Origin of the sequence: Thalassospira sp. TSL5-1 (assembly GCF_001907695.1) — a bacterium.
Taxonomy (GTDB): Bacteria; Pseudomonadota; Alphaproteobacteria; order Rhodospirillales; family Thalassospiraceae; genus Thalassospira.
The window spans coordinates 1,091,055-1,107,810 of the sequence record NZ_KV880638.1; the positions used below are offsets into that span (position 1 = coordinate 1,091,055).

Consider the following 16,756-nt stretch of genomic DNA (forward strand, 5'->3'; position numbering starts at 1 on the left):
GAACGAAGGGCCGGCACAAAGCCGACCCTGACAAAGCAGCCATGCGTTTTAAACGCAAATGGCGATTACATGTAAAGTTTTTCCCCTTCCATGCCTTTATACATGTCGGCGACATAGTCGGCATAGCCGTTAAACAACTGGGTGGGGACTTCTTCACCGTTTGACAGCAGGCGTTCCTGGGCCTGGCTCCAGCGGGGATGGGGCACCTTGGGGTTCACATTGGCCCAGAAACCATATTCGTTATCGGCAATCTGCTGCCAGTAACTGACCGGGCGTTTGTCGGTAAAGGTAAAACGCACAATGGATTTGATGTTTTTAAAACCGTATTTCCACGGTGTGACCAACCTTAGTGGCGCGCCGTTTTGTTTGGGGATAGGCTCACCATACAGGCCGGTGGCAATCATTGTCAGTTCGTTGGTGGCCTCGGCCATTGTCAGGCCTTCAATATAGGGCCACGGATACCAGAACTGCTTGAGGCCCGGCATGGTGTCTTCCTGTTCGGCGGTTTGCATTTCGACATATTTTGCCCCCGATGTCGGCTTGGCAAAATCCACCAGGGCCTTCATGGGGAAACCGGTCCAGGGCACGGTCATGGCCCAGGCCTCGACACAGCGGAAACGATAAACCCGTTCTTCGAGCGGCATTTTGCGCACAAGTTCGTCGAAATCGATTTCGATGGGCTTTTCTACCATGCCGTCGATTTTTACTTTCCAGGGCGAAATTTTAAGCGCCTGTGCGGCATCGGCAATGAATTTGTGTGACCCGAACTCATAGAAATTATTGTAATGCGTTGCCTTTTCCTTGGGGGTAATCGGCCGATCCACTTTGTAGGCATCATTGCGTTTGGCCGGGTACAGGTCGGCATTTGGCATGGCCGCCTGGGCAAAGGCACGACCCAGCGGCAGGGTGCTTGCGGCGGCACCAATCGTGCCTGCGGCGATACCCTGAATGAATTTGCGGCGATTGCGGTAAATCGCCTCGGGTGTGGTCTCTCTCTCGGGGATTTCCCATCCCTTCCGAACGCGGATTAGCATATGACCCTCCAATATGGCATGTGCCGATTTCGCGGCAAAAACCCGCTTAGGGCAAATCAAACATGGGTGATATGGCAGTGATGCCCTGCTTTGCGGCACGTTTAGGCGGTTTTTTATAGCTGTTTTATCCTACGTTCAGCGCACAACATCGGATTGATCGTGCCAGGCGATTGGTTTGGCGCTAACATGATCGAAAAACAGTCGCCCCTATTGTGACGTGGGGCATGCGAACAGGATATGCAGGCGAAAAATGTTTGAATTCAAAGATATAGAGATTTTGCAGGATATTGTCCGGGCCGGTGGTTTTCGGGCGGCGGCGCAAAAATACAATTTGTCGCAATCGGCAATTTCGTCGCGGGTTTCCGCCCTGGAAAAGAAACTGGGCATGATGTTGTTTGACCGCAGCAACCGCCAGGTTCGACTAACCGCTGCGGGGCGGCGTTTTCTGGAGGAAGCGCAAAGATTATCGCGGGCGCGCGACAGGATCTGGCAGGAATTTACCCAGCGGGAAAAATTGAGCGGCACGGTCCGTATCGGGGTTGCCGAAACGATTGTCCATACCATCCTGACCGGAATGCTAAACAAGCTGAAAGATGATTATCCCGATGTTCGCTTCGAGCTGTCGGTCGATACATCCGCGCAGCTTGCCACGGCTATGGCCGATGATGCACTTGATGTTGCCGTGCTGCTTAGGGAATCGTTGCCACAAGGTGCGGTTGCAGCGGCCCTGAAGCCGGTTCATCTTGGCTGGTTCTGTAGCGAGTCGATGGATCTGCCTGATACGCCCCTGTCGATTGCCGACCTGGCAGCCCATGCGATTGTGACTTTTCCCAAGGGCACACCACCCTTTCGCGAGGTTGAAGGCATTTTTTCCGCCCCGGATATTTCGCCACCCGCCCTGCATGGGTCGGCATCTCTTTCAACTGTAAAGCATCTGGTTGGCGATGGTTTTGGCATTGGTGTTTTGCCAACTTTGATGGTCAAAAATTCGGTTTGGAATGAGCGCATTAAGGCCATATCCGTCCAGCCCGAAGCCACGTTGAGCGACCTTCATTTTGTGGTGGGATATTACCCGGAACGAAACCGCGAAATTGGCGAGGCCGTGATCGAGGCTGCAAGGCTGTTTGATCACTTCTGATTGTGTTGGAGCAACATGATCGTTCTGATCTGTAAAATAGATCGTTTTTTTCTTTAAATGATTTATTGACAAGATCGTTCCTGTTTCTCACAGTTATTGGCGAGGCTGAGAACAGGACAGATAAAATGAATGCTGAAAAAAGCGCATCCTGTTCCTCGAGAGACGTGAAGGGGTCGATATCCACAGTCAAGCCGCTTGATTTGCGGCATGCGATCCGTTCCGGGAATCATCGGGGAACGACGACAGGCTATTCCGCCGGGTATCTGCAGGGCAATCTTGCGATTATTCCGCAAAAAGACGCGGCTGATTTTCTGTCTTTTTGTATGAAAAACCCCAAACCGTGCCCGCTCATCGGTGTTTCGGAACCGGGATCGCCCCATATTCCCGCCCTGGGGGCTGATCTGGATATTCGCACGGACCTGCCGGGGTACCGGGTTTTTCGTGGCAGTCGCGATTATCAAAGTGTGACCGATCTTAACGCCGTGTGGCGGGATGATCTGGTGACATTTGTACTGGGCTGTTCTTTTTCGTTTGAAGCAGCGATTACATCGGCGGGCATCGCGCTGCACCATCTTGATGCGGGTCGTAATGTGCCGATGTATGTGACCAACATTGCCACATCCCCGGCGGGCCGTTTTCATGGGCCGCTGGTTGTTTCGATGCGTGCTTTCAAACCATCCGATGCCATTCGTGCCGTTTTGTATTCCGACCGCTACCGTCTTGCGCATGGTGCGCCGGTGCATTTGGGCGACCCCTCGGCCATTGGCATTGCCGATATCATGAAGCCCGATTTTGGCGACGAACCGGTTTTGAATGACGGGGATATTCCCGTTTTCTGGGCCTGTGGTGTGACACCGCAAATGGCCATTCGCAATGCGCAACCGGACCTTGCGATTACCCACGAGCCCGGCCTGATGCTGGTGACGGATGTTCTGGCCGAAGCCGCAGAATTTACCCTGCATGCCACCCAAACCGCCTGAAACAAGTAATAAACTTTTATATCAGATGAGGATCAATCGATGAAAAAGACCGTTTCTTCCGTGCTCGTCGCAACGGCGCTGGGGGCAAGTGCCCTTGCATCGCCCGCCTTTGCCGAAGAATTGTCCGTTGTTGGCAGCTGGAGCAGCCTGCCGCTGGACAAACAGTTTGAACAGCCTTTCTGGACCAAGGAATTGCCCAAGGCTTCCAATGGCGAAATCACGGTTCAGATGACCACACATGACCAGATGGGTGTTTCGGGCGGGGATGTGTTTCGCCTGCTGAGTGATGGCGTTTTTGATGTGGGTATGACGGTGGGCGATTATGCCGTGGGCGATGCCCCGGAACTGGAAGGGCTGGATGTGCCGCTGGTGGCAACAACCGCCGCCGAGGCCGAGGCGATGGTGGATGCCGCCCGCCCGATGGTGGATGATATTTTCAAGGAACGTTTTAATTCCAAGGTGCTGGCAATTGCGCCCTATCCGCCGCAGGTGGTTTTCTGCAAGGGGGATGTTAAATCGCTGGCTGACCTGAAAGATAAAAAGGTGCGCGGCTCTGGCCGTATGACCACCAAATTCCTGCAGGCCCTGGGGGCCAATGGTGTCAATGTGGCATTTTCCGAGGTGCCCGGTGCGCTGGAACGCGGTGTGATTGATTGTGCTGTTACCGGTGCCGGTTCGGGATACAGTGCTGGTTGGTGGGAAGTGTCGGATCATTTATATGCTATTCCGCTGGGCGGCTGGGACCCGGTGGTGACGGCAATGAATATGGACAAATGGAACAGCCTGTCGCCAGACCTGCAAAAACTGCTGACCACTGAAGTTAAAACCAAGTTCGAAGAACCGGCCTGGGCTGCTGCCGCCGGTGCCTATGAAACCGACATTGCCTGCCTGACGGGCCAGGGTGACTGCCCGCTGGGCAAACCGGCAAACATGATGCTGGTGGAACCCTCGGATGCCGACCTTGCCAAGGCAAAGGAAATTCTGACCACGGTGGTTTTGCCGGAATGGGGCGAACGCGCCGGGGCTGAATGGGTCAAACGCTGGAATGACAGTGTTGGCAAAACCGTTGGCGTGACTGTGCCGGCAAGCTGATCAAGGCCGTCTTATGAAACCTTTGCTCTGACGCTCTGATTGGGGAACCTTCAGCCGTGATAGCCTTATTGATTGCGCGTTTGCGCCGTATCAACAGCATGATCGGGTTTATTGCCGGCCTCGTTCTGGTGGCCTGTGTGATCCTGATCCTTGCTGACATCATCTTGCGGGAAGCCGGTATTTCATTTGGCGGTGCCGAGGAAATATCGGGCTATGTGATGGCCGGTGTTGCCAGTTGGGGCATGTCTTATGCCCTGGGCGAGCTTGCCCATGTGCGGATCGATCTGATCCGTCTGCGCCTGCAACAGCGGGGCCGCGCCCTGCTGGATCTGATTGCGATTGTCGCCCTGGCGGCAACGGCGGTTGTGATTGCGGTGCAAAGCTGGCCGGTGCTGGCCAAAACCATCGAACGGGGGTCCAGTGCCAATACCGTTCTGGCAACACCTTTGTGGATTCCGCAATCAATTTGGCTCTCTGGCTGGATATGGTTTGCCGTCTTTAGCTGTGTCCTGGTGATCCTGACACTGGCCCTGTTGGTCAAGGGCCGGTTTGACGAGGCCGATGCCCTTGTCGGGGCCCGTTCCGAAGTGGAGCTGGAATCATGATTTATGCGGTTACAGCTTCACTTCTGGGCTTTTTGGCCCTGTCCATTCCTGTCGGGATCGTGCTGTTTTTGCTTGGTTTCGGTGTGGACCAGTTCTTTTCCCCGTTTCCGCTGATCCGCGGGTTGGGGCAGGTTGTCTGGTCTTCATCGAATTCATCGACCCTGATTGCGATACCGTTTTTTGTTCTGCTGGGCGAAATCCTGGTGCGCGGTGGCATTGCAGAACGTACTTATGAAGCCCTGGATAAATGGTTTTCCTGGCTGCCGGGAGGGTTGATTCACGCCAATATCGGGACGGCCACCATGTTTTCGGCAACGTCGGGGTCATCGGTGGCAACAGCGGCAACCGTGGCAACGGTCGCCATGCCCCAGGCCGAAAAACTGGGATATGATCCAAGGCTGTTTTCCGGGGCCATTGCCGCAGGCGGCACCCTGGGCATCATGATCCCGCCGTCGATCAATCTGATCGTTTATGGCTTTTTAACCGAAACCTCCATTCCCCGCCTGTTTCTGGCAGGTTTGGTGCCCGGCCTGATGATGGCGGTTGCCTTTATGGTGATGACGGCGATTTTGTGCAAAATCAAACCGACCCTCGGCGGCTCCAGCCGGTCTTTTGGCTGGGAAGAACGATTTGCCAGCCTGCGCCATCTTGTGCCGATTGTGGTGTTGTTTCTGGTGGTGATCGGCTCGATCTATGCCGGGTGGGCCACACCAACGGAATCAGCCGCGGTGGGGGTGGCAATCGCCTTTTTGATTGCGGCCTTTAACCGGGGTGTTTCAAAAGAAATGATCCATACCTGCCTGCAAGGCACGGTGCGGATTACCGCCATGATCATGCTGGTGATCATTGGGGCCTATTTCCTGAATTTCAGTCTGACCGCCGCCGGGCTTGGGCGGGAGCTCAAGGAGATGCTGGTCGGGCTTGATCTCTCCCCGATGGGCACGCTGATGGTGATTATCGGCCTTTATATTGTGCTGGGCTTTTTTATTGAAACCCTGTCGCTGATGGTGGCGACCATTCCCATTGTGGTGCCGATCATGACGGGCATGGGGTTTGACAAGGTCTGGTTTGGCATTTTGCTGATCGTCCTGATCGAAATGGCCCTGATTACGCCGCCGGTCGGCCTGAATCTTTATGTTGTGCAAAGTGCGCGTAAATCGGGCCGCCTGAGCGAGGTGATGGTGGGAACCCTGCCTTTTGTCCTGGTGATGGTTGCCATGATTGCCCTGCTGGTGGCTGTGCCGTCCATCGCGCTGTTTCTGCCCGATCATTTTTAAAACGGCAGCACCGTTTATTTCCTTACTCGTTCTGAAACATGGCTGTTGCCTGGCCAAACGCGGCGCCCCTTAGAGGGGGCCGCGTTTGGCGGCCGGGTGCTTTACAGTCCCAATAACCAAAACTGGAATATCGCAATGTTGATAGATTTTACCATTGATGGCGCACAACAGGATTTTGACATAACCCATTGCACCGTTGCCGGATGGACCGGGCGTGATGCGAGCGCGATCCAGCATCATATCGATGAACTTGCCGCGATTGGCGTTAAACCACCTTCATCGGTGCCGCTTTATTATCGCACGGCATCTGCCATGCTGACCCGCGATGCCACAATTGAAGTTGTTGGCAATGGTACATCGGGCGAGGTGGAACCGCTGATCGTTGCCAAAGACGGCGTTTTGTATCTTGGTCTGGCGTCGGATCATACCGACCGCGCGCTTGAGGCCCATTCGGTGGCCCTGTCTAAACAGATTTGTGCCAAACCGATTGCTCGTACCTTGTGGCGTTACGACGAAGTGGCCGACCATATTGAAAAGCTGGAATTGAAATCCTGGATCCGGGAAGGGGCGGGGGATGACTGGCTGCTTTATCAGGAAGGCACCATTGCCAGCATTCGCCCGCTGGCCGACCTGATTGACGGGGCCGGGCTGGTTGCGGCGGGCGCAAACGGCAAGGCGGCGGCCATGTTGTGCGGTACCTTTGGCGCAAAGGGCGGGGTGCGCCCGGCCTGTGCGTTTAAAATGGCAATGGTGGACCCGGTGCTGAACCGCACAATCGAGCATGTTTACGATATTGTTGAACTGCCGGAAATTGCCTAAAACCGTGAAGAATAACGCAAACGCACAAGGGAGGTCGCAAGATGGGTGCGATTATTGAAAAGGCACAGGCGGCAATCAATAAAGTTGATCAGCTTGGCGACCTTGCGGGCAAGATTTTTACCGATTTTGATCGCGAGCGCATCCTGCGCGATGCCGCCCATGCCGAAATCCTGGTGGTAAACGCGCCCAAGCCTTTGCCGCTGGCAGGTCTGCTGGTTTCGGTTAAGGATTTGTATGACGAGGTGGGCAAGGTCACATCGGCGGCCTCCCGGTTGCTGAAGGACCGTGCCCCGGCGGCGCGGGATTGCGAAATCATCGCCCGTATAAAGGCGGCGGGGGCAGTGCCCTTTGGCCGTACCACCATGAGCGAATTTGCCTATTCCGGTGTGGGGCTGAACCCGCATTACGGTACGCCAGGCAATGTGTTTGACCCTGATGGCATTCCCGGTGGGTCAACATCGGGCGGCGGGTTGACCGTCGCGCTGGGTCTGGTGGATATTGCCCTGGGTACGGATACCGGCGGATCGGTCCGTATTCCGTCTGCCATAAACGGGTTATATGGCTTTAAGGCCAGCCGTTTGCGCATGCCGGGCGATGGTATTCATCCGCTGGCAAAAAGTTTTGATACCGCTGGGCCGCTGGCACGCAACCTTGAAACCGCGATTGCGGCCTTTGAAGTGATGGCCGGTATCGCCGTGCCGCCCGCATCGGCCGGTCAGGGCGGGGCCTTGCGCATTGGTGTGCCGGTCAATGCCTTTACCAATGATCTGGATGACCGGGTGAAACGGGATTTTTCTGCGATTTGCGCCACATTGCGCGCTGCCGGGCATGAACTGGTGGAAATTGATTTGGGATTTGTGGCCGAGAATGCGGTGCTCAACAAGATCCTGGTCGCAGCCGAAGCCCATGACATTTATGCGAAGGACTTTGCCAAACTTGAAACCTGTGGGGACGCGCGTGTGTTAAGCCGCATGCGCTTTGCCGACAGTCTAAGCCTGCAAGACCGTTGCGATGCCTATGCCAGGCGGACAGACGTGATTGCGCAGTTTAATACGGCTCTGGCGGATGTTGATGTCATGATCGCGCCGACCCTTGCCATGATGGCCCCCAAGATTAGCGAGGTCGAGGCGGACTTTGACCGGCTCAACGCGATGATGTTGCGCAATACATCCTATCTTAATCTGGTGGATGCCTGTGCCATTTCGCTTCCGGTGCCGGTTGCCGGGGAAGATGCGCCCGCCGCGCTGATGATTGCGGGCATACATGGCCAGGATTTTGCCGTGCTGGAGGCCGCCCACAAATTTGATGCGCTGTTGCAGTCCTGAGCTGCATTATTTGGCATAAGAAAAAAGCCGCCTGGCACAATACCGGGCGGCTTTTTGTCTTTTTGTCTTTTTGTCGCGGGGGGGCAATTGCAAGCCGTGATCAGCCTTCAAGCAGCGAACGCAGCATCCAGGCGGTTTTTTCGTGGGTTTGAATGCGCTGGGTCAGAAGGTCGGCGGTGGCATCGTCGTCGGCTTCATCGCACAGCGGATACAGGGCGCGTGCGGTTTTAATCACCGTTTCGTGGCCTTCAACCAGTTGCTTGATCATTTCCTTGGCGGCGGGAACGCCTTTTTCATCCGCAATCGAGCTTAATTCCGCAAAGGCCGAAAAGCTGCCCGGTGCAAATGCGCCGAGGGACCGGATACGCTCTGCCAGTTCGTCAACGGCGGCTGCCAGTTCGGTATATTGCTGTTCAAACATGGTGTGCAGGGTCTGAAACATCGGGCCGGTGACATTCCAGTGGAAATTGTGGGTTTTCAAATACAGCGCATAGGAATCTGCCAGCACCCGGCCAAGACCCGATGCAATGTCGGTACGGTTCTGTTCGTTAATACCAATGTCAATCTGCATGATGTTCTCCTGGTGTCTGAATATGGGTGTGACACATGATGTTTTTGGTGATGGCGTTATTATGGTGCAGAACAAAAAATAATGCCAATCAGTCCTTTAATCTTTCAGGATAGATAAAACCTATCAAGGCCGGGAAGGGTGCGTTTGACAGGTATCGCGCGAGCTTCGCGGATGAATTTTGGCGATGCCGGTTTTCCTGGCAGGTCTGGTCTTTATTGAATCATTTTGTATATCGCACCTGTTTTGACAGCCGAAATCAATATGATAAGATGTAGACCTTAAATGGAAGGCTGCGGGCTTTGCTTTCTGGAAATGGGTTTCGCCATATTTATGACGTAATTTGCCTCCGAATTGCCATATCAGGCCTGCTTTCCAGCCTTATTCGTCAGGCAGTGTCGCTCTTGTCAGCAGCACATATTGCCGGAACATTATTTCCCCCTCAATCGTATCCGGCCTGCTCTCTTCGTCCCCCCGTTCGAGAGCCAATAGCTGCTAAAAGCTGACAGGTCTCCCCAAGACCATTAGACCCCAAAATGGGGGCGGGTAGTCCCGCCCTCTTTTTTTTTGAGGGTATTCTTGTATCGGGGTTTTACAAAAGATTCAAAATTTGTTCGACTTGCCTTAATTCGCCCTGAAATTGCCCTAAGCGGCAGGATTTCATGCCGTAATCGGCGTTCATAGTCTTTCTTGTCGAACGCAGCACACTAGGCAATGCGCCCCTCCCTCGTAATTTGCCTGGCCTGACGCCGTTGTCCCCAACAACGTTCTGCACCCCACAGGCCCTGTGCTCATGTGTTTGACTGGTCTCCCCAAGGCCATCTGTCCCCCCAAAAAAAGCGAGCCAGGTTCCCCCGACCTGTCTCGTTTTTTTGTGTCTATCGTTGGGGTTGTCGTGGATATCGAGGAGGCGGTGACATAATTATGCCGCAAAGTGTCACGAAATGGCCCAGAGTGACCATTTTTCCTGCCGCAATCACCGGGCATATTCATACTTGTCGGACGCGATGACAGTCGGCCTGGTGCCTCCCTCACCATATGTCGGCGACCTGATGGCATGTCCCCCCAAGAAAGCCATCACCCCCAAGGTCATTAATTCCGCGTCCGTATGGTCTCCCCAAGACCATCTGTCCCCAAGAAATGGCGAAGCAGGTTCCCCCACCTGCTTCGCTTTTCTTTTACCTTTGAGGGGCGCCGATAACAGGGCGTGCCAGCTATGCGATCGCGGTTTTGTGAAGTTGATTTATCCTTGCGCATAATTGTGAAATCTTATCATGCTGTCGCGGCACAAAAATGCCCCAAAAGGGCATGAAATGGCCCTAAGCCTCCGGTTTTTTTGCCTCATTCACGGGGCATATTCATCCTTACCGAACACGATGTACCGGTGCGGTGCCCTCCCTCACCAACCACCGGGACCGGAATAGCGGCTCCCCTCCGGCTATTCATCCCCCACGGTCTGTTCCGTGTTCGGTCGGTCTCCCCAAGACCATCTGTCCCCAAACGGGGTGGGTTTCCCTGACCCACCCCGTTTTCTTTTGCGTGGCGATCCGTTTGCCAAGGATACGCGGACATGTGGTGCCGATACTGAACCTGTGGAGAATGTGGCATTATCGGGCGATAAAAGACGCTAAATGGCCTTAGGTTTCCGGTTTTCTTGCCGTATTCACGGGGCATATTCATTCTTGTCGAACACGATGTACCGGTGCGGTGCCCTCCCTCACCAACCACCGGGACCGGAATAGCGGCTCCCCTCCGGCTATTCAACTCTCCCACGGTCTGTTCCGTGTTCGGCTGGTCTCCCCAAGACCATCTGTCCCCAAGAAATGGCGAAGCAGGTTCCCCCACCTGCTTCGCTTTTCTTTTGCCTTTGGGTGTTATGGACAAAAGATGTATTGAAAGCAGGTGATCGCAGAGTTGTGAAGCCATTTTAGCCTTGCGGATAGTTGCGAAATTTCCGTGTGATGTTGCGGCATAATAATGCCTCAAAACGGCATGAAATGGCCCTAACTGCCCGGTTTTCCTGCCGTATTCACGGGGCATATTCATCCTTACCGAACACGACGTACCGGTGTGGTGCCCTCCCTCACCAACCACCGGGACCGGAATAGCGGCTCCCCTCCAGCTATTCATCCCCCACGGTCTGTTCCGTGTTCGGTCGGTCTCCCCAAGACCATCTGTCCCCTTCGGGGTGGGTTTCCCTGACCCACCCCGTTTTCTTTTGTCTGCTGTGTCGTTAAGGGGCCCCGTGGCAAGCTGTCAGATTGTCTCGCTTTGACAGGCATGATGGTCCGTACTGAAAATCGGGGTGGGATGCGTGCGTCCGCGCACGGTAACCTCGCCTCGTCGCGTCCAGATCCCGGCGAAGGAATGGTCCTTGCAGTGGGCCACTGTTACCTCTGATGCCAGAATGTAGGTGCCATATTGTTTGTTCAGTGGTTCCAGCCTGGCTGCGATATTGACGGTGTCGCCATGCACGGTGAAGGTCAGTCGGTTTTCGCTGCCAATGGCACCCACAATGATATCGCCGGTATTGATACCGCAACGGGTTTTGAGTTTGCTGCCGTGGCAAAAATTTCGGGTTTCACACAGCTTTTGAATTTCCAGGGCGGTTTTGACCGCACTTTCGGCATGGTTGGCATCGGGCTTCAGGGCGTTAAAGGTGATCAGCATGGCGTCGCCCTGAAACTGGGTAATCACCCCGCCAAATTTTTCGATAATGGCGCTGGTGGCGGCGAAATATTCGTTGAGCATCCGGGCCAGTTCCGCCGGGCGCAGTTTTTCGGAAATGGTCGAAAAGCCTTCTATGTCCGTGAACATGATGGTCGCGTGAACCGCTTCGCCGTCGCCGGGTCGTATTTGCTGGTCGGCATGGGTGATGCGGTCTGCGACCTCGCGCGAGACAAAGCGTGACAGGTCACGCACGGCGATTTCTTCGCTCACGGCACGTTTGAAGGAACGTTGTGCGCGCAGAACGGCAATTGCGAGCACGCTCGAGACCATAACAATGGAAATGATCTTGTCGATCTCGGCCCCGATCAGAATCGAATTTGAGGTCAGGTAGGTGACATAATCGCGCGTGATCATGCTGTGCCCGCCTTCGCTCCAGAGCACGTAAAACACCAGCGCCAGCCAGCCGAGCGCGGCACTGGCCCCGGCAAGCAGAATGTAGCGGGGGTCAAACCGCAGGGCACGCAGTGAAATGAAGATAAACACATACATCATTGTTGGTGCCTTGAGATAAAAGCTGGCCGGTTGCATGTACTGGATGTGAAAGCTCCAGATCAGCACCATCAGCAGGCTGATATCTGCAATGACGGAAAGGGTTAAAACCCAGGCGGGCAGATCGATGCGATAGGACAGAACCAGCCGGCTGAAGGTAATGATGAAATACAGGCCAAGGGCCCAGGGGACTGGATGGAATCCGTCGCTCATGGCGGTTTTGGGCGCAAGGGCATAAAGGGTGGCAAAAATTGTCACCAGTAGTAACTGTACCCAGCCGATCAGCTGTTCGCTTTTGCGCTGTTGATTGACGATGGCGGTGTTGACCCGCTCGGGAAGACTGTTTTCCGGTGCCCGACCAAACAGAAATTCTGCGAAATTGTTTTTCATGAATGTGCCCCGCGATTTTACCGGGTCATAGTGATCGCTGTGACAGAGGCTGCCAAGTCAGAGCTATACACGGGCCTTCACCTTTGCGTGTCGCGGGCTCTGTGCGGATGGCAAAGGGTAAGGAAATGCAATGTTTCGCGGTCATTGCCTGGGAAAGAATATTTGACAGCGTGTGCAGATGGAAATGGGCTTTGCGGTAAAAGGGCCTTCAAGACGTCTGCCGGTCATTAAGAGGATTTTGGACAAAAAAAAGCCGGGCATCAATGTGCCCGGCAAGTTTATCAGGGAGGCTTCACGTCTGGGAGACGTAGGACCCCTCTCAGGGCCCTGGGTAAGCCGGGCAGGGCGCCCGGCTAAGACCGAAAAAACGGTCAGGGAGAAAACTCTGTACCGCGGTGCGGCGTTCACCGCTGCGGTTCGAGAGTCAAAATAGCGATTTAACCGGTGAATACCACTGACAAATTGCTCTTTCTGCCATGCGTAAAACGCATGTTTCTCGAATAGGTTCCCAATTTTAATTAATCAATTGAAATTAAAAGATTTTATCGTGATTAAAATTTAGCTAAAGCGCGGAAACCATTATGTTCCATTTCTTTGACGGGAAAGAAGACCGCGTGTGAGCAAAAAAAACGGCAGCCTTGGCGGGCTGCCGTTAAGTCTCAACAGGGAGGCTTTAACGTCTGGGAGACGTGGAATCGCTTGGATTCCAGCCAAATAACGTTTTGGCAGGACGCCCCGGAACGGGGATAAAAAAAGATGAAAAAAGTCTTGGGTGTTGCGCGAAGCAACAACCACAGGTGAGAATATAGAAGGCTGCTGTTTCGTTTAAAAATAGAAAAGATACAATTCAACCATGCGTAAGGCGCATGGCAAAAAAGTGGCAGTAAAATGAAGCCTTTATGACAGGGGGCGTGTTTTAATGGTGCGTCGCGGCAGAAAACGCAAAGGATGGTCGGCGATTATCGCAAAAGAAACAGGATTAAAAGTCGAAGGTATCGAGCGCGGTTTTTGATAGCCGGTTATTGGTTGCGCGGTCATTTATATACCCGCCGTCCGGGGCGATATCAGCCGCGACAAGAAACGGTTTTTAACGCAGGTTTTTAAAGCGATTTGTCTTTAACAGGCAAAACCCCGGCAGGTTCTGCGAACTGCCGGGGTTTTGCATCGGGTTGTGCTGGTGTGGCGGGTCAGGCCGTTGCGGCGAGCCGTGCCTTTACCTCGTTGATTTTGTCGATCAGGAAGTCGCGGAACACACCGATTCGTTTGCTGTGGCGCAATTCTTCAGGATAGACGAAATAGGCATCAAAGCTGGGGCCTTCAAGCTCGGGCAGGATACGCACCAGTTTGCTATCCGCCGGGACCAGATAATCGGGCAGGGCAGAAATGCCCAAACCGGATTCGGTGGCGCGATAAATGCCGTAAATATTGTTCAGTTTCAGAATCGGCCGCATGTCGGGTTTGTATTGCAGGGCGGCATTCATCATCCAGTTCACATTCGAGACCGGCGGACGGGCATCCTCGCCATAAATGATCAGGCGGTGGTCCTTCAGGTCTTCGGGTTTTTTGGGCAGGCCATGCGTTTTGATATATTCGGGGGATGCGAAGATATGATATCGCAGGGTCATCAATTGCCGCTGGACCAGATCGGCCTGACGGGGCGGCTGCATGCGGATGGCAACATCCGCCTCACGCATCGCAAGGTCGAGTTCTTCGTCATTCAGGACCATTGAGAGTTCGATTTCCGGGTAGCGTTCCAGGAACTCGTTAATGCGCGGCGTCAGCCAGATGGAGCCAAAGGCCACCGTGGTGGTAATTTTGAGCGGACCAGACGGGCGTTCTTTCGATTCGCGGATGCGTGCCTCCGCCATCGAAAGTTTGGCAAAAACATCGTGCGCGGTGCGATACAGCAACTCGCCCTGCTCCGTCAGGATCAGGCCACGCGCGTGACGATGAAAAAGAGGTACCTTCACACTTTCTTCAAGTGCACTGATCTGGCGGCTGACCGCAGATTGGCTCAAATTCAGGTTTTCACCTGCGTGTGTAAAACTTCCTGCTTCGGCCACAGCGTGAAAGACACGCAGTTTGTCCCAATCCATTGACCTGCTCCTTTGTCACCACCGTTTGGTCGGCACGATGGCCCCCTGATTAAGTCCCGTTTTTAAAAGCATTTGGTTTCCAGCTGGTTAACCGGATGCCATTGCCGCTTTTACAAGGCCGTCATCAAAGTAATATGAGGGCTTGGACGGGTTGTGCAAGCAAGCATTCACGTTTCGGGCAATTTTCACATCACCCGGTGCGAAAAACGCTGCTGTTTTTCCGTCTGTTCCCTATTCATTTGAACAGCCTGTTTTATGATCGTGCCCTAAAATGTGAAAAAGACCAAAGACATATCGCTGTCTTTGGCCTTTTCCGAAAGTCATATTACCGCGCGTTCCGCCTTTTGTCAGGGGGGACGCGAACGGGTGTGAAGCGGTTCTCAGTCTGCCTGTTCGGCAAGGAACTTTTCAGCTTCCAGTGCTGCCATGCAGCCCATACCGGCTGCCGTTACCGCCTGGCGGTAAATTTTGTCGGTCACGTCGCCTGCGGCAAACACACCGGCAATATTGGTGCGTGTGGTGCCGGGTTCGACCAGGATGTAATTTTCGTCATCCATATTGACCTGGCCCTGGAAAACCTTGGTCGCCGGGTCATGACCAATGGCAACAAAGAAACCATCACACGGAATATCAAGCGTTTCGCCCGATTTGACATTACGAACTTTGACGGCCTCCACGCCATCCATCGGGCCGTCACCGCCCAGAATATCCTCGATCACGCTATCCCAGACCACTTCGATCTTTTCATGTTTGAACAGGCGTTCCTGCAGCATTTTTTCGGCGCGCAGTTCATCGCGGCGGTGGATCAGGGTTACCTTGCTGCAAATCCCGGCCAGATACAGGGCTTCTTCAACGGCGGTATTGCCGCCGCCCACGACCGTGACCGGTTTGTTGCGATAAAAGAACCCGTCGCAGGTCGCACAGGCCGAAACGCCGCGCCCGTTAAACTTTTCTTCGCCCGGCAGGCCCAGCCAGCGGGCCTGCGCCCCGGTGGAGATAATGACGCTATCGGCGATATAGGTGGCACCGGAATCGCCCTTGCAAACAAAGGGACGCTTGGAGAAATCGACATCGACAATCAGGTCATGCACCATTGTGGTGCCGACATGTTCGGCCTGGGCCTTCATCTGGTCCATCAGCCACGGACCCTGAATGACATCGGCAAAGCCGGGATAGTTTTCAACATCGGTGGTAATGGTTAACTGGCCGCCGGGTTGCAGACCCATCACCATCATGGGCGCAAGGTTTGCGCGGGCGGCATAGATTGCTGCAGTATAACCAGCCGGGCCGGACCCGATGATAAGGACGTTTACGTGGTGTTCCTGGGCCATATGAGATTCGCCATTGCCAGATGTTGTGAAACAATATTTGGAATTGGGACACGAACATATGGAGGAAGGCTGGCGAGTGCAACAGCCGGAACGCAACAAGCCGGGCTTTTTTGCGCGTTCCGGGAGATGGCTGTTATGCCTTTGGGGCTGGTGCACGTCGGGTGGTTTTGTTTTGCGCGGTTTTTATACCAAAAGTTTATTATTTTCGTGCGTGGTATCGGCTTTACGTTTGCGGAAAGTTGCAAAATGGACCCGAATATATTATTGCCAGCCTTCGGCCCCGCTGTAATATTGTTTCGTTCGGGGTGTATCAGCGCACAGAATCGAGGAATAGATGCAACGGGTCAAACTCGACAAGATCGACCGCAGAATTTTGCGCGATCTACAGGAAGATGGCCGTATGACCAATGTCGAGCTGGCACGTCGTGCCGGTATTTCGGCCCCGCCCTGTCTTCGCCGTGTTCGCGCACTGGAAGAAGCCGGGTTTATTCAGGGCTATCATGCCGACGTTGATTCACAGGCCCTGGGCTATAACGTGACGGTCTTTGCTCTGGTGGGGCTTGCCAGCCAGGCAGAACATGATTTGCGTGCCTTTGAAAAACGCGCAACCGAATGGCCCGAAGTCCGCGAATGCCACATGGTGGCAGGCGATATGGATTTTCTGTTGAAAATTGTTTCCCATAGCTGGGATGAATATCAAAAATTCCTGACCACCGAATTGACCGTTGCCGAAAACGTCAATCACGTAAAATCGGCCCTGTCGATTCGCACCGCCAAGAACGTGCCGGGCGTGCCGATTGATATTGATGTCGAGGATTGATCCGCGAATGGGGTCATCCATCATCGCGATCCATTGACGAAATGCCGGGCATGTTCCCGGCA

13 protein-coding genes are annotated in these 16,756 nt (G+C 54.1%); 8 read left to right on the forward strand and 5 right to left on the reverse strand.

The window, feature by feature from the left end:
• Positions 1–65: 65 nt before the first annotated feature.
• On the reverse strand, positions 66–1,034 hold the full coding sequence (msrP, locus tag LF95_RS14540; protein WP_073955751.1) for a protein-methionine-sulfoxide reductase catalytic subunit MsrP: 969 nt from the start codon (positions 1,032–1,034) through the stop codon (positions 66–68).
• 250 nt (positions 1,035–1,284) lie between these two features.
• On the opposite strand from msrP, the gene LF95_RS14545 reads away from it, so the two are divergent.
• From LF95_RS14545 to LF95_RS14575, 7 genes are all read left to right on the forward strand, one after another.
• Positions 1,285–2,172 (forward strand): LysR family transcriptional regulator, encoded by an 888-nt coding sequence (locus tag LF95_RS14545; RefSeq protein ID WP_073955752.1) that lies wholly within the window; start codon positions 1,285–1,287, stop codon positions 2,170–2,172.
• 125 nt (positions 2,173–2,297) lie between these two features.
• A complete protein-coding gene (locus tag LF95_RS14550; protein ID WP_073955753.1) occupies positions 2,298–3,152 on the forward strand; it encodes a putative hydro-lyase in 855 nt (284 codons plus the stop codon).
• Positions 3,153–3,191: 39 nt separating this feature from the next.
• Complete coding sequence (locus LF95_RS14555; protein ID WP_073955754.1) at positions 3,192–4,244, forward strand: TRAP transporter substrate-binding protein; 1,053 nt, start codon at positions 3,192–3,194, stop codon at positions 4,242–4,244.
• 56 nt (positions 4,245–4,300) lie between these two features.
• A complete protein-coding gene (locus tag LF95_RS14560; RefSeq protein WP_252509773.1) occupies positions 4,301–4,849 on the forward strand; it encodes a TRAP transporter small permease subunit in 549 nt (182 codons plus the stop codon).
• Entirely contained in the window at positions 4,846–6,126 is a 1,281-nt protein-coding gene (locus LF95_RS14565) for a TRAP transporter large permease (protein ID WP_073955755.1), read from the forward strand. The genes LF95_RS14560 and LF95_RS14565 overlap by 4 nt, the downstream gene beginning before the upstream one ends.
• Positions 6,127–6,261: 135 nt before the next feature.
• Positions 6,262–6,945 (forward strand): DUF2848 domain-containing protein, encoded by a 684-nt coding sequence (locus tag LF95_RS14570; RefSeq protein WP_073955756.1) that lies wholly within the window; start codon positions 6,262–6,264, stop codon positions 6,943–6,945.
• A 41-nt stretch (positions 6,946–6,986) separates the two neighbouring features.
• Positions 6,987–8,270, forward strand: coding sequence for an amidase family protein (locus tag LF95_RS14575; RefSeq protein ID WP_073955757.1), 1,284 nt, complete (start codon positions 6,987–6,989; stop codon positions 8,268–8,270).
• Positions 8,271–8,370: 100 nt separating this feature from the next.
• Here LF95_RS14575 and LF95_RS14580 read toward each other — a convergent pair whose 3' ends face one another.
• From LF95_RS14580 to trxB, 4 genes are all read right to left on the reverse strand, one after another.
• Positions 8,371–8,841: a Dps family protein gene (locus LF95_RS14580; RefSeq protein ID WP_073955758.1), complete on the reverse strand. Its 471-nt coding sequence runs from the start codon at positions 8,839–8,841 to the stop codon at positions 8,371–8,373.
• Between the two features lie 2,253 nt (positions 8,842–11,094).
• Positions 11,095–12,447 (reverse strand): adenylate/guanylate cyclase domain-containing protein, encoded by a 1,353-nt coding sequence (locus LF95_RS14585; RefSeq protein WP_073955759.1) that lies wholly within the window; start codon positions 12,445–12,447, stop codon positions 11,095–11,097.
• Between the two features lie 1,187 nt (positions 12,448–13,634).
• Positions 13,635–14,543, reverse strand: coding sequence for a LysR family transcriptional regulator (locus LF95_RS14595; RefSeq protein WP_073955761.1), 909 nt, complete (start codon positions 14,541–14,543; stop codon positions 13,635–13,637).
• Between the two features lie 380 nt (positions 14,544–14,923).
• Positions 14,924–15,874: a thioredoxin-disulfide reductase gene (gene trxB, locus LF95_RS14600; protein WP_073955762.1), complete on the reverse strand. Its 951-nt coding sequence runs from the start codon at positions 15,872–15,874 to the stop codon at positions 14,924–14,926.
• Between the two features lie 334 nt (positions 15,875–16,208).
• Between trxB and LF95_RS14610 the strand changes: the two genes are divergently transcribed.
• The gene (locus LF95_RS14610) at positions 16,209–16,694 is read left to right on the forward strand and encodes an Lrp/AsnC family transcriptional regulator (RefSeq protein ID WP_073955764.1); all 486 of its coding nucleotides are present in this window, start codon (positions 16,209–16,211) and stop codon (positions 16,692–16,694) included.
• Positions 16,695–16,756 lie beyond the last annotated feature (62 nt).

Coding starts and splice junctions, on each gene's coding strand:
- LF95_RS14570 (WP_073955756.1), top strand. CDS start 6,262: ATGTTGATAGATTTTACCATTGATGGCGCACAACAGGATTTTGACATA.
- LF95_RS14550 (WP_073955753.1), top strand. CDS start 2,298: ATGAATGCTGAAAAAAGCGCATCCTGTTCCTCGAGAGACGTGAAGGGG.
- LF95_RS14565 (WP_073955755.1), top strand. CDS start 4,846: ATGATTTATGCGGTTACAGCTTCACTTCTGGGCTTTTTGGCCCTGTCC.
- LF95_RS14580 (WP_073955758.1), bottom strand. CDS start 8,841: ATGCAGATTGACATTGGTATTAACGAACAGAACCGTACCGACATTGCA.
- LF95_RS14595 (WP_073955761.1), bottom strand. CDS start 14,543: ATGGATTGGGACAAACTGCGTGTCTTTCACGCTGTGGCCGAAGCAGGA.
- LF95_RS14585 (WP_073955759.1), bottom strand. CDS start 12,447: ATGAAAAACAATTTCGCAGAATTTCTGTTTGGTCGGGCACCGGAAAAC.
- LF95_RS14610 (WP_073955764.1), top strand. CDS start 16,209: ATGCAACGGGTCAAACTCGACAAGATCGACCGCAGAATTTTGCGCGAT.
- LF95_RS14545 (WP_073955752.1), top strand. CDS start 1,285: ATGTTTGAATTCAAAGATATAGAGATTTTGCAGGATATTGTCCGGGCC.
- trxB (WP_073955762.1), bottom strand. CDS start 15,874: ATGGCCCAGGAACACCACGTAAACGTCCTTATCATCGGGTCCGGCCCG.
- msrP (WP_073955751.1), bottom strand. CDS start 1,034: ATGCTAATCCGCGTTCGGAAGGGATGGGAAATCCCCGAGAGAGAGACC.
- LF95_RS14555 (WP_073955754.1), top strand. CDS start 3,192: ATGAAAAAGACCGTTTCTTCCGTGCTCGTCGCAACGGCGCTGGGGGCA.
- LF95_RS14575 (WP_073955757.1), top strand. CDS start 6,987: ATGGGTGCGATTATTGAAAAGGCACAGGCGGCAATCAATAAAGTTGAT.